Raw genomic sequence first — 26,751 nt, forward strand, 5'->3', positions numbered from 1 at the left:
GCGGGTGGATTGATGTCTGTCATGGATAAATTGGCAAGCCGAATACAGCTTCAGCTGAGACGAAATAAAAATCAAGGACGGAATTGACTCCCCCATGAAAGAAGCCCTATTATGCTTCAATTACAGTGGAGGGCAAAGGCAATTTTCAGCAGAGATGAAAAGGCGGGAGGATCATTCTTTGGTCGCTTCTTTCGTGTTTATGAGAAATATATTTTAGGAGAATAGAACTATTGTCAAAGGCGAATAAAGTGAATTAAAATGTATTTTATCTTATAAATATACAAAACTATTACATCTGGAGGTACATAATGAATAAAAAGAAGGCTCTATCGGGAATCCTTGCAGCAGGCATTTTGGCATCCGTTCCATTGAGTGCTGCTCAAGCGATTACGCCGAAATGGATAAATGTTAATGTGTCAGAAGAACAGGATAGCAGTAAATTTAATGCCCAAAACTATGATTTTATGAAATTCTCTGAGATTGGCCCTAAGCTGGCAGAGATTGAAAAGCAGTCCAATCGTGTTAAGGTGGAGGTTAAAGGAACTTCTGCAGATGGCTACCCTCTGTATGTTGTAACAATTGCCGACCCTGGTGCACATGGCAAATTCGGCAAAATCCAGGCTTTAAGAAAGCAAATGTTTAAAAATCCAGAGAAGGCTCAGGACTGGATTGCCAATAACCCGGACTTTAAAGTGCCAATCATGATCAATGGATCCATCCATGGCACCGAATTTGTCGGCAGTGATGCAGTGATGCAGCTGATCGAACGCTTTGCAACAAAGAATGATGAAGAAACAACGTCTATTTTGGAAAATAACATCCTGATCTTTAACGTAGTGCAAAATCCGGATGGCCGCGTAGATGCAACCCGTTTTAATGGAGAAGGAATTGACCTGAACCGTGACTTCATTACCCAATCACAGCCGGAAACACAGGAAACAGTTGCGCTAATAAAGGAATGGAATCCAATGGTGTTCCTGGATACACACGGTTATGTTAATTATGACCAAAATAATCCAGGCCTAATTGAACCTTGTACGCCGCCTCATAATCCTAACTATGAGTATGACCTGTATGAAAATTGGGCTCTTGACCAGGCGAAAGCCATGGAAGCAGAAATCGTTGGGGATAAAGCGCAATATGAGGGTGACTTATACAAAAACATGGAGGGCACATATATTCCGCAGCGTGATGATTCTGCAGGCTGGGATGATTATCCGCCAATTTTCACACCGATGTACGCAATGTACCATGGTGCTTACGGCCATACACTTGAAGCTCCGCAAAATGATGAAGATGGAGTACGCTGGATATACAATGCCATCATGGGTGCATTGAAATTTGCCACTGAAAATAAGGAAGAGATGATTACAGACCAAATTGAAATGTTCAAGCGCGGCATCAATTTTGACCACCCATTCCATGAAGAAGGGTTCTTTCCTAAAGCATATGTTCTTCCTGTGAATGAGGAAGATCCTACGGTTACGAACAAAGCCGTGAATCATTTAATTAACAATGACATCGAAGTCGTACAGGCTGCAAAAGCATTTGAAGCTGATGGCAAGTCTTATCCAAAAGGCACATACATTGTGCAAATGGATCAGGCAAAAGCCGGCCTTGCCAATACCATGCTTTGGGATGGCGAAGATATAACAGATGATACGCCTGCCATGTATGATATTTCTGCATGGAGCCTTCCTGAGCTTTGGGGCTTTGAAGCCGTTGCAGTCCAAGGGGATGTAGACGCAGTTGCATCTAAAGTAACGAATGTGAAAGAACAAGGTTCGGTAAGCGGAAAAGGTCCTTTCATGATTCCAAACAGCTCAGTAAAAGCAGTTCAGCTTGTAAACCAGCTTTTGCAGCAGGGTATTGAGGTTAAACGCGACAGCGAAGGAAACTTCTATGCTGAAGCGGCAGCCAATGCTATTTCACCAGCTGTAAAAGAATCCGGCTTGAAAATTGGGGCGGGTAAAGTACCTGCTGATGCTGTGTCGATTGAAAAAGTAAGTGTTGCCATATTGAAGGATGGGGGAATGGGCAAAGCCCAATCACATTCCGGAACAAAGCTCGCACTTAAGAGACTGGGCTTTGATGTAAAAGAGATTGCTCCATCTGAAGTCGCCAAGCAAGGTCTTGCTTCCTATGATGTTTTTGTATACAGCGGCACAGAAAACCTGATTTCCTTAAATTTAAGTCCTGCGAACAAAGAATTTGGCCTTCAAAGCCAGCAAGAGCTTAATGCTTTCAAAGCTAACATTGAATCATTTGTTAATGAAGGCGGCAAGTATATTGCTGTCGGAGCTAGTGCCTCTCGTGCAACCAAGACATTAGGCCTGACAGATGATGAAATTAATTCTGGCGGCTATAACAGCAACGGCATTATTAAGGTAGCTTACGAAGGAACAGGTGCAACAGCAGGATACGGAGAAGATGACCTTGGTTTTGTTTACCGACCTGTATGGTATACAAGCACGGATAATGATGAAGTTCTTGCAACAATTGCGGATGACGAAAACTTCTTTGTTGCCGGACACTGGGCTGATCGAGAGGAAGCACAGGGTCAGGCTATCATGGTCAAAGAACAGGATAAAGATGTAACATTAATCGGACTGGAAGCCGGCTTCCGCGACCATACAGATTACCTGTTCCGTCTCCTTTCTAATTCCATTTTTGAAAAATAATGAGCATGATCGGGGATGTCCAAAGGGGCATCCTCTTTTTGCATAAGCCTCTAAATTTTCCGGAAAAAGTTATATGCAGAGAAAAAATTTTATACGCAGAGAAAAAAAGTTATATGCAGAGAAATGCCAGTTATACGCAGACAAATTTTTTTATACGCAGAGAAATGTAAAATGAGCATTAAATTTAGCCAGCAAATTTTTAAATGAACGCTAATATTAGCTAAAAACTACCCAAATGATCAAAAGAAACACCAAAAACAGTAAAAGAAAGCTAAATTCAGCAAAAAGTCCGACCATCAGCACTAAATTCAACCAACTCTGAAATCTACCTCTTTTAAAACCGCAAACACAATCCTTTTTCTATACCCAAATGGGTTTCTGTCTTCAATTTTACGGGATAACTATTCTGGAAGAAAGGAAGTGGCAGAGTGGTAAAGAAGGACCGGAAAATTATAAATGTGTAATAAAAAAGACGTGCGCCTGCACGTCTTTCTTTGTAAATAGTGTAAGCCTTGCAGGAACAAGTGGTTTTTCTTGTTTCGAAGAGCTCATCCGCTTTTCTAACTAATTAATGTCCTTCGTCAAGCTTTCCATCATCGCTTCATCCATAGGGCCGACAATTTTCTTTGTGATGACGCCCTTGGTATCAAGGATATAGCTTGTTGGAATCGTGAAAGCCTGATATTGCGGGCCAATCATGCCTTCTTCGTCGAGCGGGATGGAGAAGGAAAGGCCGTAGTCCTTTACGAATTTCTCAATATCTTCCCGGCCGTTGTCAATATTCGTGAGATTGACGGCTACGACTTCAATGCCATCCTCTTTATGCTTCTCGTAAAAGTTTTGCATATGGGGCATTTCAGCTTTACATGGCGGGCACCATGTTGCCCAGAAGTTCAATATGACCTTTTTACCTTGATAATCTGATAGCTTCATGGTTTTGCCATCCAGTGTCGTTAACTCAAAGTCAGGAGCTGGCTTTCCTTCCTGGACCTGAGAGAGATCTGATCCTGGAATATCTTCAGCTGCTGTGATGTCTTCTCCGCTTTCAACCGCAGCATTGCTGGTGCTTTCTTTATCTGCAGAGGGTTTCCATAGATTGACGAATACAATTGCCAGAGCCAATAGAATGATGGCTACTGATAACAAATTTTTATTCAAATCTTTACACCGCCTTAAGAAGTTGGTTTGGGACTTAGTTTTTTATGATCCAAGATAGCCAGAGTGTACACCGTTAAAGCCAGCCAGCTGAATGTCAGGATTTCAAGAGATAAGATTGGCTGAAAAAAGCTTACAACAAGCAGCTCGCTAAGCATAGTTAACGCAAATACCTGCGATGACAGGATTCCTTTTTTCTTTTTTGAAATTGCTCTATTAAAGCTAATTGATGAACCAACATCCTTGTTTAACAGAACACCAGAAATAGACAGAAAAACAACATAAAAAATCAGCAGCAGCAGATGTGCTATTGCAGCAAGGGTGTTTGTAATAAGTGCATATTTAATGCCTTCAAAACTAATAAAGAAGAGCGGAAATAGCTGCAAAGCATCCTGATGTAAGGATGGATAATTTTTTCTCACTTTATAGAGAAGGTAAACAGAAAGGGATGCCAGAGCAAGGAAGTGCCCTTCTGTGCTTCCATTAAAATAAACGATGGAAAGAGGCATCTCTATGACCATTTTAAAATGAAAAAGAATATAGCTTAATTTCCATACAAGAAAGTATAAAAAAAAGCTGTTCCAATACCATTCCTCAACCTTTTTGCCTGAAAGATACCTGTGTAAAAGCGCTGTTATAAATAGGGCAAGCAGAACCGCCAGCCATACAGAAGGGATCGTCAGGCTCCCTATATTAAAATAGGTCAATTAGAATCACCAGGAAAAACTACCTCGAAGCTAATATCGATGGTTCCCATAACAGATTGAATCATTCCGCAGTTTTTAACAGTAAGCTCTGCAACCTTTGCTGCTTGTTCTGTAGAAAGTTTCTTATCAGCATGAACCTCTGCGATAAATGAGAGCTTTTCTATGCGGTTTGCTTCATCAGGATTTCTGACAGCAGAAACATTTACTTCAATTTTCTCGATCGCAAACTTCTTCTTTTGAAGGATATTCCGCAGCAAAGTCCCGCTGCAGCCAACTAAAGAAGAAACAAAAAGTTCAAATGGACGATAGCCTAAAGTATCATCCGGAGATATTGGCAGCTCTCCAAAGCCTAGTTTTCCTGTTATCTTTTCATGATCTACTGTAAACTTCATTTCTCCACCCCTTTTCTGCCAATAGTATGTAATGGTTTTGTTAAGGAATGATTAAGAAACGAAAACTAAATGTTTTAAATAAGGACTTACATTTTCTCTGCATTCCCTGCTGGAAGCATAATTTTGAAGGTATGCAGACTGCCATCTGTATCCAAAACAATGTCTCCCTTATGGGCAGTTATAATACTTTTTGCGATGGCCAGCCCCAAACCTGCTCCATTCACTTTTGTGCTCCTGGACTCTTCAAGCCTGTAGAAACGTTCAAATATCAGATCCTTTTTTTCAGGATCAATGAATTGCCCAGTATGGGAAAAGGTGATGGTGTATTGACTCCCGGTTAAAGAGGCATCTATGGCTAGATCCTTTCCGGCATTGTAATCAAGTGTATTTTGAAGAATATTTGTAAAGACCTGTTTTAGTCCGTCCTTATTCCCCATAATTATTGCCTGTTCAATATGGATTTGCTGATTTTCAAAAGAATCGTCAAGCTTAAGCCTGAAGGCATTCAACGATTCGGTCAAAACCTCGTCTATCGCTAATGGTTCAATGGGCTTTTCCATAAAGTAAATCCCGGTGTTCCAGGAATTGAGTTCTGTTATGAGCTCCACAATCCTGGTGATCCTTCTTGATTCCTCAAGAAGGGAGCCGAACAATTCAGGATCGCCTTCCATTACTCCGTTTTGCAGTGCTTCGAGGTAGCCATTGATATTGGTTAAGGGGGTACGAAGCTCATGGGCAATATCACGGAGCATTTCTTCCCGTTTTTCCTGTATGGATACAAGGGAAGCAGCCATAGAATTAAAGTTTTCCGTAAGCTCCTTCAATTCACCTGATGAAGGAGCATCCACTTTACCGGGGGCTTTGCCTTCTTTAATTTCTTTTGCAGCCAGGGATAAATGCCTGATCGGGCGGACAATTTTCCGGACGGTGAAATAATGGAATAACCCGGCGATTACAAATGCCGCAATACTAACCATCCATAAAAAACCGTTTAAGGTATCGACCAAATCCTGGCCGGTGACGTCTTCAGAATTAACGAGAAAGCAGGCATAATCCTTAACTGAAAAGCCTGCCAGGAGAATCACAAGCAGTATGACAAGGCTATTTAGTGCAACAAGCTTTGATAACAGGTCGGAAAACTTTTTAAACACCGACAAATTTATACCCCATTCCTCTTACTGTTTGAATATAATCCTTTGGCGTCTTTTCCTTCACCTTTTCTCGCAAATGCTTAATGTGCACATCAATAGTCCGCTCTGAAACGGCCTTTTGGTTATTCTCGTAAATATAGTTCAAAATCTGCTCTCTTGATAAAACCTGATTAGGGTGCTGCATGAACATGTGGAGAAGCTTGAATTCGAATTGTGTCAATTCCAGAGGCTCCCTATCAATCAGGGCCTCTCCCTTTGCCGGTTTGATTGTAAAACCGGTAAAACTTAATTTGCCGCATCTGCTGGCTGTTCTTCTTAATACTGCTTCAATCCGCACCATTAGTTCAGCTGGGCTGAAGGGTTTAACGACGTAATCGTCAGCACCCAGCTTAAACCCCTGGATGCGGCTTTTTTCAGAAGCCTTGGCCGTAAGCATAATGATCGGCATCATGCTTTTTAGGTCTTCCCGGACCCAGCGGCAAATTTCTTCGCCGCTCACACCAGGCAGCATTAAATCGAGGATTAAAATACAAGGATCAAATTCTTCAATTTTCTTCATGGCTTCGTGGCCATCAACCGCTTCAATCACTTCATAACCGTCTTTCTTCAAATAGATCTTTACAAGGTTTCGGATTTTTGCATCATCTTCCACCACTAATACAGATTTGCCAATGAGGTGTTGATCAATCAAGACAATCATCCTTTTTAAAAGATTAAAAACGTACAATTCAGCTGTGAAATAAAATCGGGCATTTTACCTTTTCTAGAATTGAAATAGACTATATGCTGAAAGCCATGCGCTGATTTTTTGCATCTGACCGCTTAGGACAAGCATTCCGAGTGCAACCATAACCATTCCATTGATAAAGGCAAGCTTTGATAAATACTTATTAATTTTTCGCATCGTTTTTAATGAATAAGAAATAACCACCGAAATAATGAAAAAGGGGATAGCCATTCCAAGAGAGTAAGCCACCAATAAGAAAACTCCCTGTCCTAGCGTATCGGATGAGCTTGCCAATAATAGTATGGACGAAAGGGCAAGTCCAACACAAGGAGACCAGCCGCTGGCAAATGCCATTCCCAGCAAAACAGAACCAAAGATCCCTTTAGATTTGTTTTCAGATTGAAATCTTTTTTCCTTCATCAGAAATTTGAATTTGAGTAAGCCGGCCATCTGTAAACCGAAGATAATGATCAGCAGTCCGGCTACCTGCATGATTATCATGCGGTAATTCATGAGAATTTTTCCGATAAAGCTGGCGGAGGCGCCGAGTGCTATAAAGATAATACTAAATCCAATTATAAATCCAAAAGAACGTAAATAAAGCTTTGCCCGATCCACCTGCATTTTTGAGTCTTCAATTTTTCCTCCAGTCAGATGGGTAACATATGCAGGCAGCAGCGGGAACACACATGGAGAAAAGAAAGAAAGTACGCCTGCTGCCAGAGCAAAAAACATTCCAATTTCATTCATTAAACATTCACTCCTTTTCACCTTCATTCTGTTATGCTTTTGTTAAAATTTCATTAAAAATAAAAAATGAATTATTTACATGAAAAACCCGGGCGTAACCCGGGTCTATTCCATGAACTGTTTAATCACTGATAATTCGGGTACCTTACGAGGTATATAGATGATATTTACCTGAGGAGGAATAATCGTGTATTTTAAATCTTATTTTGATGAACAGCTCGCCAACATGTCCTATTTGATCGGCTGTCAAAAAACAGGCGAAGCGATCGTCATCGATCCGGCCCGTAATATAGATCCTTATCTGGAAACTGCAAAAAAAGAAAGCTTCACTATTACCGGCGCCGCCGAAACCCATATTCATGCTGACTATCTTTCAGGAGCGCGAGAACTGGCCCATCATCACGGCGCCAAGCTCTATGTCTCAGATCAGGGAGATAAAGACTGGAAATATGAGTATGTCCAAGATTACAAGCATGAGCTGCTGAAGGACGGATCATCCTTTTCGGCAGGAAACGTTTTATTTGACGTTATCCATACGCCAGGCCATACACCGGAAAGTATTTCTTTTCTGCTGACTGACAAAGGCGGCGGTGCCAACGAGCCTATGGGGATTTTTAGCGGAGACTTTTTGTTTGTCGGCGATGTAGGCCGGCCTGATCTTTTGGAAAAAGCAGTCGGTGCAGCTGGAAGCTCTGAAACAGGTGCAAAGGATATGTTTGCCTCGCTTCGGAAAGTAGAAGAGCTGCCTGATTTCCTTCAAGTCTGGCCTGCCCATGGTGCCGGAAGCGCCTGCGGAAAATCACTTGGTGCTGTTCCTATGTCCACCCTCGGCTATGAAAAGAAATTTAATTGGGCTTTCCAAATCAAAGAGGAAGCACAATTTATTGATGAGCTATTGGCAGGCCAGCCAGAACCGCCGAAATATTTCGCTCAAATGAAGAAGCTTAACAAGCAGGGGCCGGAATTGCTGAGAAAAGAAGAAACGCCAAAGCTTTCCGCCCCTGTAAAAATTAATGCTGTAACTGTTGACACTAGGCCTGCTGATGAATTTTCCAAGGGCCATTTCGAAGGCACTTTAAATATCCCATATAATAAATCGTTTACGAATTGGGCTGGGTGGCTCTTAAGCTATGAAAAGGATATTGTTCTTTTTGCGAATGAGGAAAATCTTGATCAAATCAAAAGATCCCTGCAGTCAATCGGCCTGGATCAGGTAACAGGCTACTATGATTCAAACGAGCTAGCCAATCATACGGAATCTTATGAAAATATTGAGCCGGAACAAGCGAAAAAACTCCTTGAGAGTGATGAATACTATCTTCTGGATGTCCGCAGCCAGGATGAATGGAACAATGGCCATATCCCCGGAGCGCATCATTTTATGCTCGGGAATTTGGAAGATAAGATAGAGGAGATTCCAAAAGATAAGACACTTATGGCCCACTGTGCCTCTGGGGCGCGGTCCGCTATTGCTGTCAGCCTTCTGCAGGCCAATGGCTTTAAAGATGTCCTCAATGTAAAAGGGGGATTCAATGCCTGGAAGGAAAAAGGCCTTCCGGTTAAAAAATAGGCTCTGTAAAGTTGGCCTGTTGATTTCCGCTGCAGGCACTCCCTTTCCGCGGGCGGTCCGGGAGCCTCCTCGTCGCTTTGCTCCTGCGGGGTCTCCCTTTGATCGCACTCCCGCAGGAGTCTCATGCCATCCGCTCCAATCAACAGGGTGCTAAAAAAACAACAATAAGCTTTAACAGAACAAAAAACTAAAGAATGCGTCGTATTATTTGACTAATTGCATGCTGAAGCCATATAATTTAAGTAATAAAATAGTTCGGATTCTTCCTTAAAGGGGAGTAGCTGTTAAGTAGGGCCGTCAATACGGGATGCATATCTCCGGCCTTACTGGCAACACACGTTGCTGGCGAGACCTTTACCATTTATTTGGTAAGGTCTCTTTTATTTAAAGGACGCTGAGACCGGATAAATGGTCCAGCGTTCTTTTTATTTGGCTGTTTCCTAAAGTTTGTTGTTTTTTGAAGGCAAACGTATTTTAACCAACTGAGTTGATTGTAGCGGAGGGCACTTGACTCCAGCGGGAAGAGAGGGAAGTGCGAGACCCCACAGGCGAAGCCGAGGAGGCTCGCAACCCTCCCCGCGGGTTCGCTGAGTGCCCGTAGCGGAAATCAACGGGCTGAATTCATAAACAAAAACAACAATCTACGAGAAAATAGCCTTTTATTTAAAGGTAGGAAGGATCCGATGAACAAGGAGGTTTTCGGGATGAAACGATATAAACAGCTTGCAGAGAGTGTTAAGTTTTCCAGAAGCAGGAATTGGACCAGGCTCCTTGAAAAGGATAATGCTCTGGAATGTATCGGGGCAGGGAGAAGTGCGTTTGCATTTAGGGTGAAAGAAACAAACCTTGTTTTAAAAGTATTTTTCCCAGAGTTTAAAAGAATTGCACAGGCTGAGGCGGAGATTTATGAAGCCCTTCCTGACCATCCTTATTTCCCGGCCTTGTACGATTCCGGCGAAAACTATATTGTGATCGATTATGTGGATGGCCTCACTTTATTCGAATGCCTGGCTAAAGGTATTCCAATCGAAGAAGAAAAAATCAATGAAATAGACGAAGCGTTATTTTTGGCAAGGGAAAAAGGTCTGAATCCATCTGACATTCATTTACGCAATATTATTCTTACACCGGAAGGCCATATAAAAATCATTGATGTGGCACGGTTTAAACAAAATAAAAAATGTACACAATGGGATGACCTGAAGCATGCTTTCTATACATTTTACAAGAAACGGTATTTTCCAAAGAAAATCCCGGTGTTAGTAATGAACACGATAGCTGCTCTTTATAAGAGAAAGATTGTACGGCCCGGGTCCTAAACAGTTCATTTGATATCGTTTTTTTCTTTTGAAATAATGGAAGAATAAATCCGCAAATGCAGAAAGGGGCATGAACAGATGAAGGTTCTTATTGTTGGTGCAAACGGCCAGATTGGGAAACAGCTTGTTAAGCTTATAAATGAAAGCAGTAATCACACAGCAAGGGCTATGATTAGGAAAGAGGAGCAGGCTGGAGATTTTGAGAAAATGGGTGTGGAAACAGCTATAGCCAGTCTTGAAGGAACAGTTGAAGAATTGGCGGAAGCTGCAAAAGGCTGTGACGCGATTGTATTTACTGCCGGTTCAGGCGGGCATACTGGCTATGACAAAACACTTTTAATTGATCTTGATGGGGCCGTAAAAACAATGGAAGCGGCACAGCAGGCAGGCATCGATCGTTTTGTAATGGTCAGCGCCATCCAGGCGAACAACCGGGAAAAATGGAGCGATGCGATTAAACCTTATTTTGTCGCTAAGCACTATGCAGACAGAATGCTGGAGAATAGCGGTTTAAACTATACAATCGTACGCCCGGGCGGACTGACAAATAATCCCGGCACAGGCCAAATCAAAGCAGCAGATAATCTGGAACGGGGATTGATCCCGCGCGAAGATGTAGCCAAAACCATTTATGCTGTTTTAGATAAAGAGAATACCTTTAAACGTTCGTTTGACCTGGTGTCAGGCGAAGAAGATGTAGAAACCGCTTTAAAAAATCTATAGAAGCCCTACCCGGTGCGGCTGTCCCACCGGGATTTTATTTGCCCTGCTGTCAATTGGAAAAACATAGTATAAACTCCTTCCGTTCGAACGGGTTAATAAAAAAAGGGAGTCAGGGCAATGGATACATAAAGAGTCTATACCTTGTTTATAGGGGATATTATGAAATACAGCGGGTAAGGGTTAAAGCTGATGATTGCGCGGGATGGATAGAGCAGCCGCCGGAATCAGCGGACAGAAAATCATTTTATAAATTGGACTACCTGAAAAACACCAAGGTAAGATGTACTTGATTGGCGTTTTTTTCTTTCGTTTTAACCCCGCTTCAAATGGGAATAGAAGGATGTATAGGATTTACATAAACGTATTTTCTTCACATTTTCCTCATAAAGATGTTGTTAAATTGTAACGGTCATGGGCTCTGAAATGTGGAATAATGTGATGTAGTGAGCATTCATATAGGAGTGGTTGAATGTATAAAAAGCAGGAACGAATCTTAATGTGGCTGGCCTTTGCTGTAGCTTTGATCATGGGCCTTTCTTTTATTGGACGCATCTTTGCAGGATAGAAAAGGGGGATGTTAAATGGGAAATGAAGAATCAGTCTTTTTCAGCCGTGTCTTAACCGAGCTGACATTATCGTTCCATATCATTTATGCAACCATTGGTGTGGGCATCCCGCTAATGATTATGATTGCACAATGGGTGGGAATCAAAAAACAGGATGAACATTATATTTTGCTGGCGAGAAGATGGACGCGCGGCTTTGTCATTACCGTTGCTGTTGGTGTCGTAACAGGTACAGCCATTGGGCTGCAGCTTTCACTGCTCTGGCCAAACTTTATGGAGCTCGCTGGGAATGTCATCGCCCTGCCTTTGTTTATGGAAACCTTCGCCTTTTTCTTTGAAGCGATTTTTCTTGGAATCTATCTATACACATGGGACCGGTTTGAAAATCAGAAAAAGCATATGCTTTTATTGATTCCAGTTGCCATTGGGGCATCGTTTTCAGCTGTATTTATCACGATTGTGAATGCTTTTATGAATGCTCCGCAGGGCTTTGACATTGTTAATGGTCAGCTTGTCAACATAAATCCGGTACTGGCGATGTTTACACCGGCCATGCCAACCAAGGTTGCGCATGTGCTGTCAACCGCCTATATGACGTCAGCGTTTGTTCTGGCATCTATTGGCGCTTACCGCCTTCTTAAAGGGTCAAACCATGTGTATCACAAGAAGGCTTTATTTTTAACGATGAAAATCGGGTTGATCTTCTCAATCGCCACAGCAGTAATAGGTGATTTCTCAGGAAAATATCTGGCTGAATACCAGCCGGAAAAACTGGCTGCAGCCGAATGGCATTTCGAAACAGAAGAAGGAGCACCGTTAATGCTTTATGGGGTGCTGGATGATGGAAAAGTGAAATATGCGATAAAAATTCCCTATGCACTAAGCATTCTTGCCCACAGCAACCCGAATGCGGAAGTGATCGGGCTTGAGGAATTTCCGGAGGATGAAATTCCACCGCTTTACATCCATTATTTATTTGACATTATGGTGACCATTGGAATGTGGATGACTGCACTTTCTCTCTTATACGTAGTTGGCACCTGGCTTAAAATGCGCTTTGTTTCGTCTAAATGGTTTCGCTGGCTGGTTGTTTTAGGCGGTCCTTTATCAATGATTGCCATTGAAGCAGGCTGGTGGTTTACTGAAGTTGGGCGCCAGCCATGGGTGCTCCGCGGGATTATGCGAACAGAAGATGCCGCAACAACAAGCGGCCAGGTAGATCTCATGCTGCTTCTTTTTGCCGGATTATACCTTGTGCTGGCGGTCGGAAGCATAGTCGTCCTCACCCGCATGTTCCGCAAAAATACAGTGGAGCAGGAACTGGCCGACCGTGAATTAGAGAAAGAAGGTGACCTGCGATGACATTGGAGATAATCGGAATTTCCGTACTGTGGCTCTTTCTCTTTGGCTACGTCATCGTTGCCTCGATTGACTTTGGTGCAGGGTTCTTTAACGCATACAGCCTATTCAGGGGAAAACAGCATATTTTAACGCGGATTATCCAGCGCTATTTATCACCGGTTTGGGAAGTGACCAATGTATTCCTTGTGTTCTTCTTCGTAGGAATTGTCGGTTTTTTTCCTAAGACAGCTTATTATTATGGAACCATTCTGCTTGTACCGGCAAGCATCGCAGTTGTTTTGCTTGCCATTCGCGGTTCCTATTATGCTTTTACAACCTATGGCGGTCTAAAGCAAAAAAAATGGACCTATTTGTATGGTCTCTCAGGGCTGTTTATTCCCGCTTCATTGTCGATCGTTTTGACCATTTCAGAAGGCGGATTTGTTAGCGAAACAGCAGCAGGGCTGGAATTGGATTACTGGGCACTGTTCACCAGCCCGCTGACCTGGAGCATCGTGGTGCTCAGTTTGGCAGCAGTATTATACATTTCAGCCGTCTTTTTAACATGGTATTCCCATAAAGCAAAAGACCAGCCGGCCACAGAGCTGCTGCGGAAATACGCACTCATCTGGTCAGTGCCTGCCATCGTTACAGCAACAGGCATTATTGTTGAACTGCAGGGCCATAATCCTGAGCACTTCAGCCGGTTAATGGATTTATGGTGGCTGTTCGGCATCTCATTTATTATGTTTGCCGGTACAGTCTATCTAATATGGAAGCGGAAATCATATGGAGTTGCATTCGGCCTATTAACAGGGCAATTCCTGGTTGCTTTCTTTGCCTATGGAGTCTCACATTATCCGTATCTTCTCTATCCATACCTGACTATTTACGACAGCTTCACAAACGAAGCAATGGCCATTGCCCTCATCATCGCATTCGTCGCAGGACTGGGACTGCTGCTCCCATCATTGTACCTGCTGTTAAGGCTGTTCTTGTTTAACAAAGAGTATGTTCAGGGGAAACGGAATGACCATGCCTAGGAGGGATGAATCGTGGCGGAATTTGTAATGTTCTATGCTCCCTTTATTGTGATTATTGGATCCATTGCTGCTGCTTTTTGGCTGGCAGGGAAGGATGAGGGGATAGGGGAGTGACGTGGAAGACCAACCTGATTTTAAACTGTACCCTGTGTAGTAGACACATTAAAAAAAGTCCACTGCACAGGGTCTTTTTATGTACAATAGATAAAAAATGGGGACGGGAGAACAATTATGAGTAAAAAAATATTCACGGAAAAAGAGATTCAAATACTTTCTAAAAATATTTATGTCAAATCAGTATCCTCAAAGGGGATTACTTATACTGATGAGTTTAAGGAGCTTTTCATAACACAAAATGAACAGGGAAAGACCCCTAGAGAAATCTTTGAGAAGTGTGGGTTTGATGAAGAAGTCATTGGTATTGACCGTATTCGTTCTTCAGGAAAAAGATGGCGTGAAGCCTATCGTCAAAATGGAGTGCTTGGCCTTCGTGATACAAGGCCCGGAAACACAGGTAGACCAAGGGAAAGAGAGCTTTCCATTGAAGAAAAATATGCAAGGTTAGAGGCCGAAACTAACCTGTTGAAAGCAGAGAACGAACTATTAAAAAAGATACGATTCGCCGAAAGGGGGATGAAGAAGAAATAAAGTTATCGGCTGACCTGAAATTCAACCTTATTCATTCCGTCATCGAGAAATACAATCTAACTGGGATGGTTTCACACCTCTGTAAAGTAGCTGGTGTTTCCCGTCAGGGTTACTATAACTACTTTTCAGCTAAACAAGTTGAGAGAAGGAAGGATCGGGCGAAACAGGATGAATCCCTACGAGACCTAGTTTTAAAAGCATACAATTTCAAGAACCGTAAGAAAGGGGCTCGCCAAATTAAGATGGTATTGGCAGGTCAGTTTGGTATTGTCTTCAATCTCAAGCGAATCAGAAGAATCATGAAGAAGTACGGGATTGAGAGTCCTTTTAGGAGAGCGAATCCTTATAAGCGCATCATGAAGGCTACCCAGGAGCACAAGGTCGTCCCGAACCTGCTTAACAGGGAATTCAAACAGGGAATCCCCTACAAGGTCCTCCTTACGGATATCACCTACCTATATTTCGGAAAAGGAAAAAGGGCTTATTTATCAACCATTATTGACGCTTCCACCAATGAAGTCTTAGCTCATCAGGTCTCTGATCGAGTTACTCTTGATATCGCTACGGATACACTTAAGAAGTTAAAGAAAAACAGGAGAATCAAACTGGCTAAAGGAGGCTATATACACTCTGATCAGGGAGGTCACTATACCAGCCCTGTTTATCAAAAGCTCGTGAAAAAATCCAGATTGGGACAATCCATGTCCAGGAGGGGTAACTGTTGGGACAACGCCCCACAGGAATCATTCTTTGGTCATTTTAAGGACCTGGCTGATATAAAATCATGTGAAACCTTAGAAGAGCTTAAACAAGAAGTGAAAGCTGCCATCCACTACTATAATCACTACAGATATCAATGGAATATGAAAAAGATGACCCCTGTTCAATACAGAGATCACCTTCTTAAAGTAGCATAGCCTTTTTTTAAAATGTCCTTTACAAGGGGTACAGATTATTTTGTGGGTTGGTCTTTTTTTATCAGAAAATTTATTAGAATTGGTTGACAGTGGATTAGAGAGGTGGTATTTTTATTTTAAGGTTGTTCTTTATATAGAACTTATTGGACTTTTTATAGAAAATGTGTTTGATAGAAAAATCATTCATATTAAGCGGGATAAATGTATAGATATATAATTATGCATTTATGTTCTTTAATAAGAACAAATTTGTTAATAATAGTGAATACATAATGTTTCACAGGAGGCAATAATGAGTGCAATCGCTGGGATTTACAACTTAAACGGAGAACCGGTTTCTATCGAACAGAGCGGCGGAATGATGAAGGCTTTCGAAAAATTTCCTGCAGATAATATACAGACATGGCATCAAGAAAACATCTTCCTGGGCTGCCACGCTCAGTGGATCACACCCGAATCCATTGGTGAACAGCTGCCATTCTATGACTACCAAAGACAGCTTGCCATCACAGCAGACGCCATCATCGACAATCGTGAAGAACTCTTCGAAAGACTCCAAATAGACCGGGAAGACCGAAAAAAAATAACAGACAGCCAGCTGATCCTGCTCGCCTACCACAAATGGGGAGAAGAGTCTCCTAAATTTCTGGTTGGGGACTTTGCCTTTATGATATGGGATGAAAAAGAGCGGAAGATGTTTGGGGCTAGGGATTTTTCTGGGGCACGGACGCTTTATTATTATCGTGATAACCATAGGTTTGGGTTTAGTACGACGATTCTGCCGTTGTTTTCGTTGCCTGGGGTTAAGAAGGAATTGAATGAGCAGTGGCTGGCTGAGTTTATTGCCATTTCAGGAGTAGTTGATGTGGTTGATACTTCAATGTCTGTGTATAAGAAAATTGAACAACTCCCTCCATCACATTCTATCACCATAGAAACTGAAAAAGTAAAACTAGCCAGATACAGCTATTTAAAAAAAGACAAAGAGGTAGCCTATAAGTCAAAAGATGAATATATTGAAGCGTTCCAAGAGATCTTTCAACGGGCAATAAAAGAAAGGATACGGACCCATAAGGATGTTGGAGCACATTTAAGCGGTGGGTTGGATTCTGGCACTGTTGCCAGTTTTGCCTCACGGGCATTGCAAGAAGATAAGAAGGTCTTGCACACATATAGTTATATCCCCCCTAGTGACTTTGTTGATTTTACTCCAAAGTATCGGCTAGCCAATGAGAAGAGCTTTATTGAGTCAACAGTTAACCACATTGGAGGATTAAATGAGAATTACTTAGATTTTGAAGGGGAAAATCCTTTTTTTGAAATAAACGATTTTCTAGATTTATTAGAGATGCCATATAAATTTTTTGAAAACTCTATTTGGATTAAAGGGATTTTTGAACAAGCACAAAAAGATAATGTCGGATTGCTGCTTAATGGAGGAAGAGGAAATCTCTCTATTTCTTGGGGACCTGCCCTGGAGTATTATGCTGTCCTATTAAAAAGATTGAAATGGATTTCTCTTTATAAGGAGTTAAAACAATATAGTGCAAATTTAGGTGTTAAGGAAAGACGAACATTTTCATATGTTACAAGAATGGCATTTCCTTTTATTAATAAATTATCTCCAACAATCAAACCATATCAGTCACGTGTTCTCATTAATAGCGAGTTTGCAGAGAAAACAGATGTATATAAAAAGCTTAATGATTATGGTTTAAATGAACTTAATAAATCTATACCTGATATTTTTTCTGAAAGAAAAAAGCATTTTGAACAACTATACCATTGGAATGCAACCAATACACTAGGAACAAAGCTTTCTCTGCGGTATGGCTTGTGGAAGCGTGATCCCACAAATGATCTAAGAGTAATCCAGTTTTGTTTATCGATACCTGAAGAGCAGTATGTCCAGGATGGGTTAGATAGGGCCCTAATACGAAATTCTACAGAAAATTATTTGCCAGATAAAGTTAGGCTTAATCAACGATATAGGGGTGTTCAAGGTGTAGATTGGGTGCATCGGACAGCACCATCGTGGAAAAATCTAATCAATGAATTGGATGAACTCGAACGGGATAGTCAAGTTTATGAGTATTTAGATAAAAAAGTTGTAAAATCAGCAATTCATAAAATTAAGGAAGGGCCCAAAATCGAAAATTCTATCGATCCTGATTATAGAATCGCCATACGCAGTTTAATAATATATCGCTTTTTAAAGAAAATTGCTTGAGAGGGGGTGATAACGTGAAAAAACAATGGCAAAAACCAAGTTTAGAAGAACTTAATATTGACCAGACCATGGCGGCTGGTTACGAAGGATATCATGATGAGGCTTATAATGGTGAACCAGCTTACGGTCCCCATCATGAATCATAATCTAATGTTCTTTTAAAAGTGTTTCTAGGTGCCCTTGTACATTAATGTTGTATGAGGGCTATACCTACTTTAAAGAAGTCATCAACCCTTTTGCAATTCAAATTACGGTCTTCGAAAACTATTTCAAATTAAGAGGGGAAAAGATGTATAACACTATTGAAAAAGTAATTTACAAAGCGTTTGGATTACAGGTTATTAGTGATATTCGACTACCTGAACTCCATCTATGCAATAGTATGGTTGATAGGGTAGACATAAAAATTAAAGTTGAAGATTTATCAGCACTATGGGGGAAATACTCAGAGCCTGCTAGCTATTTTATTATTAGAGAGAATATAGTTATGTTTCAAATCCCTGATACAGCTACCTTTTGCATAAGGGATGGAAAAGAAATAATTGTTTCTCCTATGGCTGGCTCAAACGAAGACCAAATACGTCTTTATGTGTTAGGAACATGCATGGGTGCCCTCTTAATCCAAAGAAAATTCCTTCCTTTACATGGAAGTGCAATAGCTATTAATGGCAAGGCTTATGCAATAGTAGGTGATTCCGGTGCAGGAAAATCAACTCTTGCTTCAGCTTTTTTAAATAATGGATATCATCTTTTGAGTGACGATGTCATTCCTGTACATTTCTCTGAAGGTGGAACTCCTATTGTTACGCCATCCTATCCACAGCAAAAGCTTTGGCAGGAAAGTCTTAATGCCTTTGGTATGCAATCAAACACTTATAAGCCCATATATGATAGAAAAACTAAATTTGCAATTCCAGTCAAATATAAATTTTCTTCTGAACCTATGCCTTTAGCAGGTGTTTTTGAACTAGTGAAAACAAATAATGCTGACATCAGTTTAAATCCAATCTTTAATCTTGAAAGTTTGCAAACTTTATTTAAGCATACATATCGTAATTTTTTAATTTCTGAGCTCGGCTTAATGGAATGGCACTTTCAGTTTACAGCGACCTTAGTAAATCAAATACATGTATATAAAATTGAAAGGCCACAAGACCGTTTTACTGCAAACGATTTAACAACATTGATATTAAACAATATTAATATGGAGGGGAATTACAATGATTACTAATCAAGGAATTTCATTAAATTACAAGGTTTGTCAAGTTGAGGGCAATATTGTAAGTGATATGGGTGGTGAAAAAGTGATGTTAAGCATAAAAAATGGCAAGTATTATAATCTTGGAGAAATTGGAGGAGATATTTGGGATTTAATTAATAATCCAATTGAAATTAGTCAAATAATTAACACATTAATTTCCAGGTATCACGTGGGTATAGAGGAATGTGAAGAACAAGTTATCGATTTCATCAATCTATTGTCTAACCAAGGATTAGTTGAAATAGTCAAATAATCATCTATCTTTAAACAGGGGATAATTATGTTAAAATTAGTAACATTTATTAAGACTGACCACAAAACAAGGCTTCTTTTATTTGAGGCGTATTTTTATTTAGGATGGGCACGTATTCTTAAAATGGTGCCATTTTCTAAAGTATCTCCTTCCCTAGGTGATCATATGAGAGAAACTTCCTATGATTATATTGAATCGAACCATGAGCAAATAAAAAAAGTCTCCCATGCTATACATATAATGAGCAGGTACACCTTTTGGGAAAGTCAGTGCCTAGTCAAGGCCTTTGCGGGAATGAAGATGCTGAAAAAGAGAGGGATTGATAGTACTCTTTATCTCGGAACTGCAAGGGATGAAACAGGGAAGATGATTGCACATGCATGGCTGAGAAGTGGCCCTTTTTATATATCAGGATCAGAGGGGATGAATAATTTTACAGTCGTTGGTATGTTTGCTAATCAAATTAAAAGACTTTATTAGAAGGGAAAAGATATGACGAAAAATTTAAAAATTAACCAGAGTAATATTCCCCGAGAGCTTAAATTGATTTTAGATATTATTAAAAACGAAGATATTTGTATTGCTTTCCATGACTCTACAAAAGAGATAAACTGGGATTTATTTCTCCAACTGGCACTTCACCATCGACTATTTCCATTATTATATTCAAAGCTAACTAAGGTTGAGAATACTTCAATTCCTGAAAAAACTCTTAAAGTTTTGAAAGAGCTTTATAGAAAAAACACGCTCCAAATGCTTCAGTTATGTGGGGAAATGGAACAGCTTAGTAAATTATTTACGGAGAATAAAATACGATCCATCTTTCTTAAAGGCCCCATTTTGGCTGTAGAGTTATATGATGATATTTCACTTAGAACATGCGGTGATCTGGACATCCTTATTCCAATCGAAGACCTGAAAAAAGTGGATCAGCTACTAACTAGTATAGGGTATAAAAAAGATGAATATATCCAAAGTCTTTTAGATGATTGGAAATGGAGACACCATCACTTTACTTACTATCATCAAAATAAAAACACAAAAATAGAGATTCATTGGAGGCTTAACCCTGCCCCCGGTAAAGAACCTGGCTTTGATGAATTGTGGGAAAGAAAAAGACAGACAACATTTACAGGATCTCCATCCCATTACCTAGGAAGAGAAGATTTATTCTTTTTTCTTGTTACCCACGGTGCACGCCATGGATGGTCACGGCTGCGCTGGCTTACAGATATCTATCAAATTATCAAGAAAGATCTCAATTGGGAAGAAATAAGTAAAACATTAAAAAAATATCATAGTACTCATATAGGTGGACAGTCTCTAATACTTTCAGAAAATCTTATAAGCACGCGATTAACCACAGAAATGAAACAGCTTACAAAAGGGCGACGTCCAAGAAAACTGGCAAATGAAGCATTATTCTATTTTGATAAGATGGTTAATTTGCATACTGATCCTGTACCTAAATATATATCTGAGTATCATGCAAAGCACTTATATTCATTAATGTCTTTCCAGCAAAGAATTATTTATCTATTAAGCCTACTGCACCCGTACCATATTGATGCAGAAACCTTACCCTTACCAAAACAACTCCATTTTCTTTATTTTCCACTTCGTCCATTACTTTGGATTATTAGAAAGAAAAGGAAACATGCATTACCTTAGGAGGATATTAAGGTGAAATCAGTTTTTTATTTTTTTAAGCAGTTGTATTCATATTCTGGAAAAAAAATATTTCTTAATCTTCTAGGGATGGTGTGCATTAGCCTTTTAGATGGAATTGGACTTTTACTTTTAATACCGGTTATCAGTCATAGTGGTATTGTGAGAGTTGAAGGAGGAGATCCCTATTTAACAAATGCATTTGCCTTTCTGCAGGAATTACCAGCAATGTTTGGCTTAACTTTTATTCTCGGAGTCTTTTTACTAGTGAACATACTTCAAAATCTTCTCCAGCGATATGTGACGATACAAAATGTCAAAATTCAGCATGGGTTTGCAAGGTACTTACGATCAGAAATTTATAGTGACCTGCTCAAAGCTAACTGGGGTTTTTATCTAAAAAAAAGAAAATCAGATCTTATTAATACAATAACTGCAGAGTTAGGACGTGTTAGTGCGGGAACTAATACCTTTATTCAATTTATTACCGCTATTATTTTTACTTTAATTCAAGTGGCTATTGCATTCTTTTTATCTCCCGAGATTACAGGGTTTGTATTATTGAGCGGTGTGATTTTGGCTATTTTCTCCAGTAGTTATATCAAAAAATCTCGCTTGCTCGGAAGTAGTACTTCCCAGGTTGGGAGGATTTTCATGGCGGGGATAACTGATAACTTTAATGGTATTAAGGATATTAAAAGCAATGCGTTAGAACAATCCAGAATGAATTGGTTTAATTCCGTTTCTCAGCAAATGTATGAAGAACAAATGGGATATGTAACGTTAAAAACAGCTTCACAATTTTATTATAAAGTCGCTTCAGCTGCTCTTATTTCCCTATTCATTTTCTTATCTTTGAATCTTTTTAATGCTCAGTCAGGTGAACTAATGTTAATTATTATTATTTTTACAAGATTGTGGCCGAGAGTGACAGGTATACAGTCGGGATTGGAGCAGATAGCATCAACCATACCTGCGTTAAAATCAGTTATTAATTTAAGAAGTGAATCCCTTGCAGCTAGAGAGCTGGAAAGTTTCGATTCTCTAGATATAAAACCAATAAACATAAAACAGGGAATTAAATTTGAGAATGTCTTTTATAGATACAATGCGTGTGAAAATTATTATGCATTAAAGAATATTAATATTTTATTTTCTTCAAATCAAATGACTGCAATTGTTGGAAAGTCCGGAGCAGGCAAAAGTACATTAATAGACCTTGTAATGGGATTAAACCAACCTGAAAAAGGGAATATAAATATTGATGGAAGAATTTTATCTGAAGAAAATCTTTTAGCATTAAGGAGATCTATTAGTTATGTTCCGCAAGACCCATTTTTGTTCAATACTACTATTAGAGAAAATTTGCAAATTGTGTATCCGGATGCATCTGATGAACAGATCCTCGAAGCACTAAAATTTGCAGCAGCTGATTTTGTTAAAGAACTTCCACAAGGTTTAGATACACTTATAGGTGATAGAGGTGTAAGGCTTTCAGGAGGAGAACGGCAGCGTCTCGTTCTAGCTCGAGCCATCTTACGAAACCCTTCAATCCTTGTTTTGGATGAGGCAACAAGCGCATTAGATACAGAGAATGAAACTAAAATCCAAGAAGCTCTCGAAAGGTTAAATGGAAAGATGACCATTATTGTAATAGCTCATCGTCTTTCTACTATTAAAAATGCCGATCAAGTTGTGGTTCTGGATAAAGGGGAAATTATTCAGCAGGGTGAATTTGGGCAGTTGGCAAAGGAAGAAGGCAGCATGTTTAGTAACATGCTAAGAAAACAGCTGGAAACCGCTGTTTAAGAAAAATATAAATTTTAAGATTGGTATTGACTTGTTCTGTATAGAGAACTAAAATAGAGACATGATAAGAAACTCCTAGTAAATATGTTGCTAATTTAATACTGTTTAAGTTTGTTATTTTTTTGGATCATTTGTTCTCTATTCAGAACATTATCTTACCAATAAGGTGGTTTTTATGAGTCATTTCCAGGATCAAAAAATTGCTAAAGAAATTAATCTTAAAGATCTGTATAGAGTAATTAAAAAAAGGTATTGGATTTTAATTTTATTTGCAGGGTTAGCCACGATAGCAGGATGGTTTTATAGCAGCATTAATAAAACGGTTCCATTATATGATACCTCAACAAACATAATCATAAATGCAGAGTCAGGATATCGTAATACCCTTCAGGTAATTATTAAGGACACTACCGTTTTAGAAGAGGTTATTAAGGAACTCGGACTTGAAAAATCCCCAGAAGCACTGGCTGCATCCATCAATGTTGCAAGTATTGATGATACACAGGTTGTGAAAATTAGCGTGATTGATACGGATCCCAAAAGGGCTGCTGACATTGCAAATACGACTGCAGAAGTGTTTATAAAAGAAATTCCAAAAATTATGGACTTTGATGATGTACGGGTGTTATCAAGTGCCAAAGAAGATCCTATACCAATTAATGAGAGCAAACAAAGCAAAATTATTCTCGTCGCATTTATATTTGGAATAATTGCAGGAATAGGATTAATCTTTTTAATTGATTCATTAGATGATTCAATCAATTCAGAGCGTGATATTGAAATGCTGCTTGAACTCCAGGTTTTAGGGAGTATTTCGAAAATGAATAAAAAGAATATAAATAAAAAGAAACTTAAAACTAAAATTGAGTTCAGAGGTGAGACGATTGGTTTTAAGTAAAAGAAGAACTTTGGCTTCTACAAAAAAACGAAATTTAATTACTTACACAAATCCTGATTCGATCATTTCTGAACAATATCGGACTATCCGGACAAATCTCCATTTTATCCATGGAGAAAAGAAAAATAACACTTTGCTAGTCACTTCTCCAAGCAAACATGAAGGGAAATCCACAACCATTGCTAATATAGCTGTCTCCATGGCACAGCAGAAAGAAAAGGTTCTTTTAATAGATGGAAACTTAAGAAGTCCGAGTATTCACCAAATTTTTAAAACCTCAAACGAAAGCGGGCTCACGGATGTTCTCTCGAGTAAGGCAACATTTGAAGAAACGGTTTTTTCTTCGGAAATTGGCAGCCTTGATATTCTTTCTAGCGGTACAATTCCTTTTAATCCTGCAGAATTGCTAGGATCAAAGACAATGAGAGAATTATTGGAAAAGGTCAGCATGCTTTATGACATCATTTTAATTGACTCACCATCTGTACTAGAAGTGACAGATACAAAAATTTTAGCTAATTTAAGTGATGGGGTTGTCCTGGTAATAAGGCAGGATAAAACGAATAAAGAATATGCGGTTGAATCTAAAAAAGTTTTAGAGTATGCAAAGGCTAAGATTGTCGGAGTTATTTTAAATGAGAAAAACTAGTAAAAAAGTAGTATGTTCAGCTAGGAGCTGACATATATTTTTTTAAGGATTTGTTCGTTATTTAGAATTAAATGTTCTTTAATGTGGTGATGTCTCCTTACCCTTATCAATGGAGGCACTCGGTCATGCTGTGGGTTGAGAGACCTTAGACGCCGGTCGTCGAGAGTGTGATGTGAGGAGGGGTTGAATGCCCCAATTATTAATAAAAATCTTCATAATAAGATTTGGTCTAAACCCTATTATGAAGGTTTTTATTACTTATCAAAGGAGATGCGGGAATGAAAGAAATTGATAACTTTCCAAAGTCAATTAAGAAGGCTGTAAGGTATATAAAACAAGATGCTACTAGAGAACAATTGGAAGAGATCAGGAAGCTGGTTGAATACGCCATACAGCGAAGAAATATAACTCTTGAATAAATGCAATCGAAAATCATGTAAAGGAGGGAAAACATGTCGTATCGACAAAGACTGTCGCTGTTTATTTTGGCTGATTCTTTTATTGTTCTGTCTGCCATTTTCCTGGGACGATTTTTAGTAGATGCCAACATTTATGTGATCACCTTACCTGTTTTAATAAGCTCCATCGGCATTATAGTAAGTCATCATATATTTTCATTTAAATTTAAAATCTATCATAAAGCTTGGGAGTATGCTAGTACTGGTGAGTTAATCATCATTTTTAAAGTTGTTAGCTTATCCATATTGACAGCAGTCCTGATCCAGCAAATACTGCTGCAGGAAATATACTACAGGCTTCTGGCTGTAACCTGGCTGCTGCAAATGCTCCTTATTGGGGGATCAAGATTTTGCTGGAGAATTTATCGCGACAACTACTTAATAAATAATAACAACAAGAAAAGAACCCTCATAATAGGCGCTGGTTCAGCCGGCACGATGGTAGCGAGGCAGTTATTAAAAAATAGTGAAGCTGAGCTGCATCCAATCGCTTTTATTGATGATGACCGCAGAAAGGATCAATTGCATATTCTAGGGTTGCCTGTTGTCGGCGATATAACGAAAATACCTGAAACAGTGGATAAGTTAGGTATTGAAAACATCATCATCTCCATTCCATCACTAAGCAGAAAAGAATTAAGTTTGATTTTTCAGGAATGCGCTAAAACGAGAGCTAAAACCCAAATACTCCCGATGCTGGAGGACCTGGTAACAGGAAAAATTTCTGTGAATGCTTTCCGGGATGTAAAGGTTGAAGACCTTTTGGGAAGGAGTCCTGTTGATTTGGATATAGAATCTATATCTGAATATGTAACGGGCAAAACAGTTTTGGTGACAGGTGCAGGCGGCTCTATAGGGTCTGAAATCTGCCGTCAAATATCAAAATTTAACCCGCAAAGACTTGTGCTTCTGGGACATGGTGAAAATAGCATCTATTCCATTGAACTTGAGTTAAAAGAGAAATTTAGCCATCTGCCAATCGAGTTCTTGACGGAAATAGCCGATTTGCAGGACGGAAAAAAGATGATGTCTGTAATGAGTACGTACCAGCCTGATGTGGTATATCATGCTGCTGCCCATAAGCATGTGCCATTAATGGAGAGAAATCCTGAAGAAGCGGTAAAGAACAATATTATTGGCACCAGAAATGTTGCAGAAGCGGCTAGCTGGCATGGAGTGAAAACCTTTGTCATGGTCTCTACGGATAAAGCGGTTAATCCAACAAGTGTTATGGGAGCTTCCAAGCGTCTGGCTGAAATGATTGTTCAAAATATGGATCAAAACAGTGAGACAAAATTTGTTGCTGTCCGCTTTGGCAATGTCCTCGGATCACGAGGCAGTGTCATTCCCCTGTTTAAAAAGCAAATCGAAAAAGGTGGACCCGTAACTGTCACACATCCCGATATGATTCGCTATTTTATGACCATTCCCGAGGCGTCGAGATTAGTCATACAGGCGGGTGCTTTAGCAAAAGGCGGGGAAATATTTGTGCTTGATATGGGAGATCCGGTGAAAATAGTGGATCTTGCAAGGAACTTAATCAAATTATCCGGTCATTCTATAGAAGAAATTGGAATAAAGTTTACTGGCATTAGACCAGGAGAGAAGCTTTTCGAGGAATTGCTTAAGGACGAAGAAGTACATGACCAGCAGGTATATCCAAACATTTATATTGGAAAAACGGCAAATCTTTATCTTGAGGATATTAATGAAATTATACAAACCTATCATACCCTTGATAAGGGAGCTTTAAGAGAAACACTTATTAACCTGGCAAACAACAAAGCTGCAATACCTGAGCCGGTTATGTCAATTTCAAGTTAAGAAAGGTGGAT

General features: G+C 39.7%; 25 protein-coding genes. 19 read left to right on the top strand and 6 right to left on the bottom strand.

Translation table 11 applies throughout. The annotated features are described in order from the left end of the window. The first annotated feature begins 308 nt into the window (after nucleotides 1-308). Nucleotides 309-2,681 carry a M14 family zinc carboxypeptidase gene (locus tag AC3ZVC_RS08425; protein ID WP_490067887.1) on the top strand — a complete coding sequence of 791 codons (2,373 nt, stop codon included), beginning with the start codon at nucleotides 309-311 and terminating at the stop codon, nucleotides 2,679-2,681. A 564-nt stretch (nucleotides 2,682-3,245) separates the two neighbouring features. Here the strand turns inward: AC3ZVC_RS08425 and AC3ZVC_RS08430 are convergent. The 6 genes from AC3ZVC_RS08430 to AC3ZVC_RS08455 form a co-directional block, all read right to left on the bottom strand. Further along, on the bottom strand, nucleotides 3,246-3,839 hold the full coding sequence (locus AC3ZVC_RS08430) for a redoxin domain-containing protein (RefSeq protein WP_490067888.1): 594 nt from the start codon (nucleotides 3,837-3,839) through the stop codon (nucleotides 3,246-3,248). A 14-nt stretch (nucleotides 3,840-3,853) separates the two neighbouring features. Further along, complete coding sequence (locus tag AC3ZVC_RS08435; protein WP_490067889.1) at nucleotides 3,854-4,543, bottom strand: hypothetical protein; 690 nt, start codon at nucleotides 4,541-4,543, stop codon at nucleotides 3,854-3,856. After that, on the bottom strand, nucleotides 4,540-4,935 hold the full coding sequence (locus AC3ZVC_RS08440) for an OsmC family protein (RefSeq protein ID WP_490067890.1): 396 nt from the start codon (nucleotides 4,933-4,935) through the stop codon (nucleotides 4,540-4,542). The genes AC3ZVC_RS08435 and AC3ZVC_RS08440 overlap by 4 nt, the downstream gene beginning before the upstream one ends. An 86-nt stretch (nucleotides 4,936-5,021) precedes the next feature. Next, nucleotides 5,022-6,092, bottom strand: a complete 1,071-nt coding sequence (locus AC3ZVC_RS08445; protein WP_490067891.1) for a HAMP domain-containing sensor histidine kinase — start codon at nucleotides 6,090-6,092, stop codon at nucleotides 5,022-5,024. Beyond that, nucleotides 6,079-6,777 (bottom strand): response regulator, encoded by a 699-nt coding sequence (locus AC3ZVC_RS08450; RefSeq protein ID WP_490067892.1) that lies wholly within the window; start codon nucleotides 6,775-6,777, stop codon nucleotides 6,079-6,081. The genes AC3ZVC_RS08445 and AC3ZVC_RS08450 overlap by 14 nt, the downstream gene beginning before the upstream one ends. A gap of 72 nt (nucleotides 6,778-6,849) precedes the next feature. After that, nucleotides 6,850-7,563, bottom strand: a complete 714-nt coding sequence (locus tag AC3ZVC_RS08455) for a cytochrome c biogenesis CcdA family protein (RefSeq protein WP_490067893.1) — start codon at nucleotides 7,561-7,563, stop codon at nucleotides 6,850-6,852. Nucleotides 7,564-7,750: 187 nt separating this feature from the next. Between AC3ZVC_RS08455 and AC3ZVC_RS08460 the strand changes: the two genes are divergently transcribed. The 18 genes from AC3ZVC_RS08460 to AC3ZVC_RS08545 all read left to right on the top strand — a co-directional run bounded on the left by AC3ZVC_RS08460 (nucleotide 7,751) and on the right by AC3ZVC_RS08545 (nucleotide 26,740). Then, nucleotides 7,751-9,133 (top strand): MBL fold metallo-hydrolase, encoded by a 1,383-nt coding sequence (locus AC3ZVC_RS08460; protein WP_490067894.1) that lies wholly within the window; start codon nucleotides 7,751-7,753, stop codon nucleotides 9,131-9,133. Between the two features lie 704 nt (nucleotides 9,134-9,837). Further along, nucleotides 9,838-10,452, top strand: a complete 615-nt coding sequence (locus AC3ZVC_RS08465; RefSeq protein ID WP_490067895.1) for a protein kinase family protein — start codon at nucleotides 9,838-9,840, stop codon at nucleotides 10,450-10,452. Nucleotides 10,453-10,530: 78 nt separating this feature from the next. Continuing rightward, nucleotides 10,531-11,175: an SDR family oxidoreductase gene (locus AC3ZVC_RS08470; protein WP_490067896.1), complete on the top strand. Its 645-nt coding sequence runs from the start codon at nucleotides 10,531-10,533 to the stop codon at nucleotides 11,173-11,175. Between the two features lie 581 nt (nucleotides 11,176-11,756). Further along, nucleotides 11,757-13,103, top strand: a complete 1,347-nt coding sequence (locus AC3ZVC_RS08475; RefSeq protein WP_490067897.1) for a cytochrome ubiquinol oxidase subunit I — start codon at nucleotides 11,757-11,759, stop codon at nucleotides 13,101-13,103. Next, on the top strand, nucleotides 13,100-14,125 hold the full coding sequence (locus tag AC3ZVC_RS08480) for a cytochrome d ubiquinol oxidase subunit II (protein ID WP_490067898.1): 1,026 nt from the start codon (nucleotides 13,100-13,102) through the stop codon (nucleotides 14,123-14,125). The genes AC3ZVC_RS08475 and AC3ZVC_RS08480 overlap by 4 nt, the downstream gene beginning before the upstream one ends. A gap of 12 nt (nucleotides 14,126-14,137) precedes the next feature. Then, on the top strand, nucleotides 14,138-14,239 hold the full coding sequence (gene cydS / locus AC3ZVC_RS08485) for a cytochrome bd oxidase small subunit CydS family protein (RefSeq protein ID WP_375137358.1): 102 nt from the start codon (nucleotides 14,138-14,140) through the stop codon (nucleotides 14,237-14,239). A 117-nt stretch (nucleotides 14,240-14,356) separates the two neighbouring features. Then, nucleotides 14,357-15,690, top strand: a protein-coding gene (locus AC3ZVC_RS08490) for an IS3 family transposase (RefSeq protein ID WP_490067899.1) whose coding sequence is annotated in 2 segments (ribosomal slippage) — nucleotides 14,357-14,767 and nucleotides 14,770-15,690 — 1,332 coding nt in all. Because the reading frame shifts where the segments join, the coding sequence is not laid out codon by codon here. A gap of 292 nt (nucleotides 15,691-15,982) precedes the next feature. Further along, nucleotides 15,983-17,920, top strand: a complete 1,938-nt coding sequence (locus AC3ZVC_RS08495; protein WP_490067900.1) for an asparagine synthase-related protein — start codon at nucleotides 15,983-15,985, stop codon at nucleotides 17,918-17,920. 14 nt (nucleotides 17,921-17,934) lie between these two features. After that, nucleotides 17,935-18,066 carry a paeninodin family lasso peptide gene (locus AC3ZVC_RS08500; RefSeq protein WP_490067901.1) on the top strand — a complete coding sequence of 44 codons (132 nt, stop codon included), beginning with the start codon at nucleotides 17,935-17,937 and terminating at the stop codon, nucleotides 18,064-18,066. A gap of 143 nt (nucleotides 18,067-18,209) precedes the next feature. Beyond that, complete coding sequence (locus tag AC3ZVC_RS08505; protein WP_490067902.1) at nucleotides 18,210-19,151, top strand: aldolase; 942 nt, start codon at nucleotides 18,210-18,212, stop codon at nucleotides 19,149-19,151. Beyond that, complete coding sequence (locus AC3ZVC_RS08510) at nucleotides 19,141-19,434, top strand: lasso peptide biosynthesis PqqD family chaperone (RefSeq protein ID WP_490067903.1); 294 nt, start codon at nucleotides 19,141-19,143, stop codon at nucleotides 19,432-19,434. The genes AC3ZVC_RS08505 and AC3ZVC_RS08510 overlap by 11 nt, the downstream gene beginning before the upstream one ends. 27 nt (nucleotides 19,435-19,461) lie before the next feature. Then, nucleotides 19,462-19,914 carry a lasso peptide biosynthesis B2 protein gene (locus AC3ZVC_RS08515; RefSeq protein WP_490067904.1) on the top strand — a complete coding sequence of 151 codons (453 nt, stop codon included), beginning with the start codon at nucleotides 19,462-19,464 and terminating at the stop codon, nucleotides 19,912-19,914. Between the two features lie 12 nt (nucleotides 19,915-19,926). Next, entirely contained in the window at nucleotides 19,927-21,105 is a 1,179-nt protein-coding gene (locus AC3ZVC_RS08520) for a nucleotidyltransferase domain-containing protein (protein WP_490067905.1), read from the top strand. A 12-nt stretch (nucleotides 21,106-21,117) separates the two neighbouring features. Next, complete coding sequence (locus AC3ZVC_RS08525) at nucleotides 21,118-22,911, top strand: ABC transporter ATP-binding protein (protein ID WP_490067906.1); 1,794 nt, start codon at nucleotides 21,118-21,120, stop codon at nucleotides 22,909-22,911. A gap of 175 nt (nucleotides 22,912-23,086) precedes the next feature. Continuing rightward, nucleotides 23,087-23,809 (top strand): YveK family protein, encoded by a 723-nt coding sequence (locus AC3ZVC_RS08530; protein WP_490067907.1) that lies wholly within the window; start codon nucleotides 23,087-23,089, stop codon nucleotides 23,807-23,809. Continuing rightward, nucleotides 23,787-24,458, top strand: coding sequence for a CpsD/CapB family tyrosine-protein kinase (locus AC3ZVC_RS08535; protein ID WP_490067908.1), 672 nt, complete (start codon nucleotides 23,787-23,789; stop codon nucleotides 24,456-24,458). Before AC3ZVC_RS08530 ends, AC3ZVC_RS08535 begins: the two co-directional genes overlap by 23 nt. Nucleotides 24,459-24,736: 278 nt before the next feature. Then, nucleotides 24,737-24,877, top strand: a complete 141-nt coding sequence (locus AC3ZVC_RS08540; RefSeq protein ID WP_490067909.1) for a hypothetical protein — start codon at nucleotides 24,737-24,739, stop codon at nucleotides 24,875-24,877. A 33-nt stretch (nucleotides 24,878-24,910) separates the two neighbouring features. Then, on the top strand, nucleotides 24,911-26,740 hold the full coding sequence (locus AC3ZVC_RS08545) for a polysaccharide biosynthesis protein (protein WP_490067910.1): 1,830 nt from the start codon (nucleotides 24,911-24,913) through the stop codon (nucleotides 26,738-26,740). Nucleotides 26,741-26,751 lie beyond the last annotated feature (11 nt).

The organism is Cytobacillus sp. C11.1 (assembly GCF_058145115.1).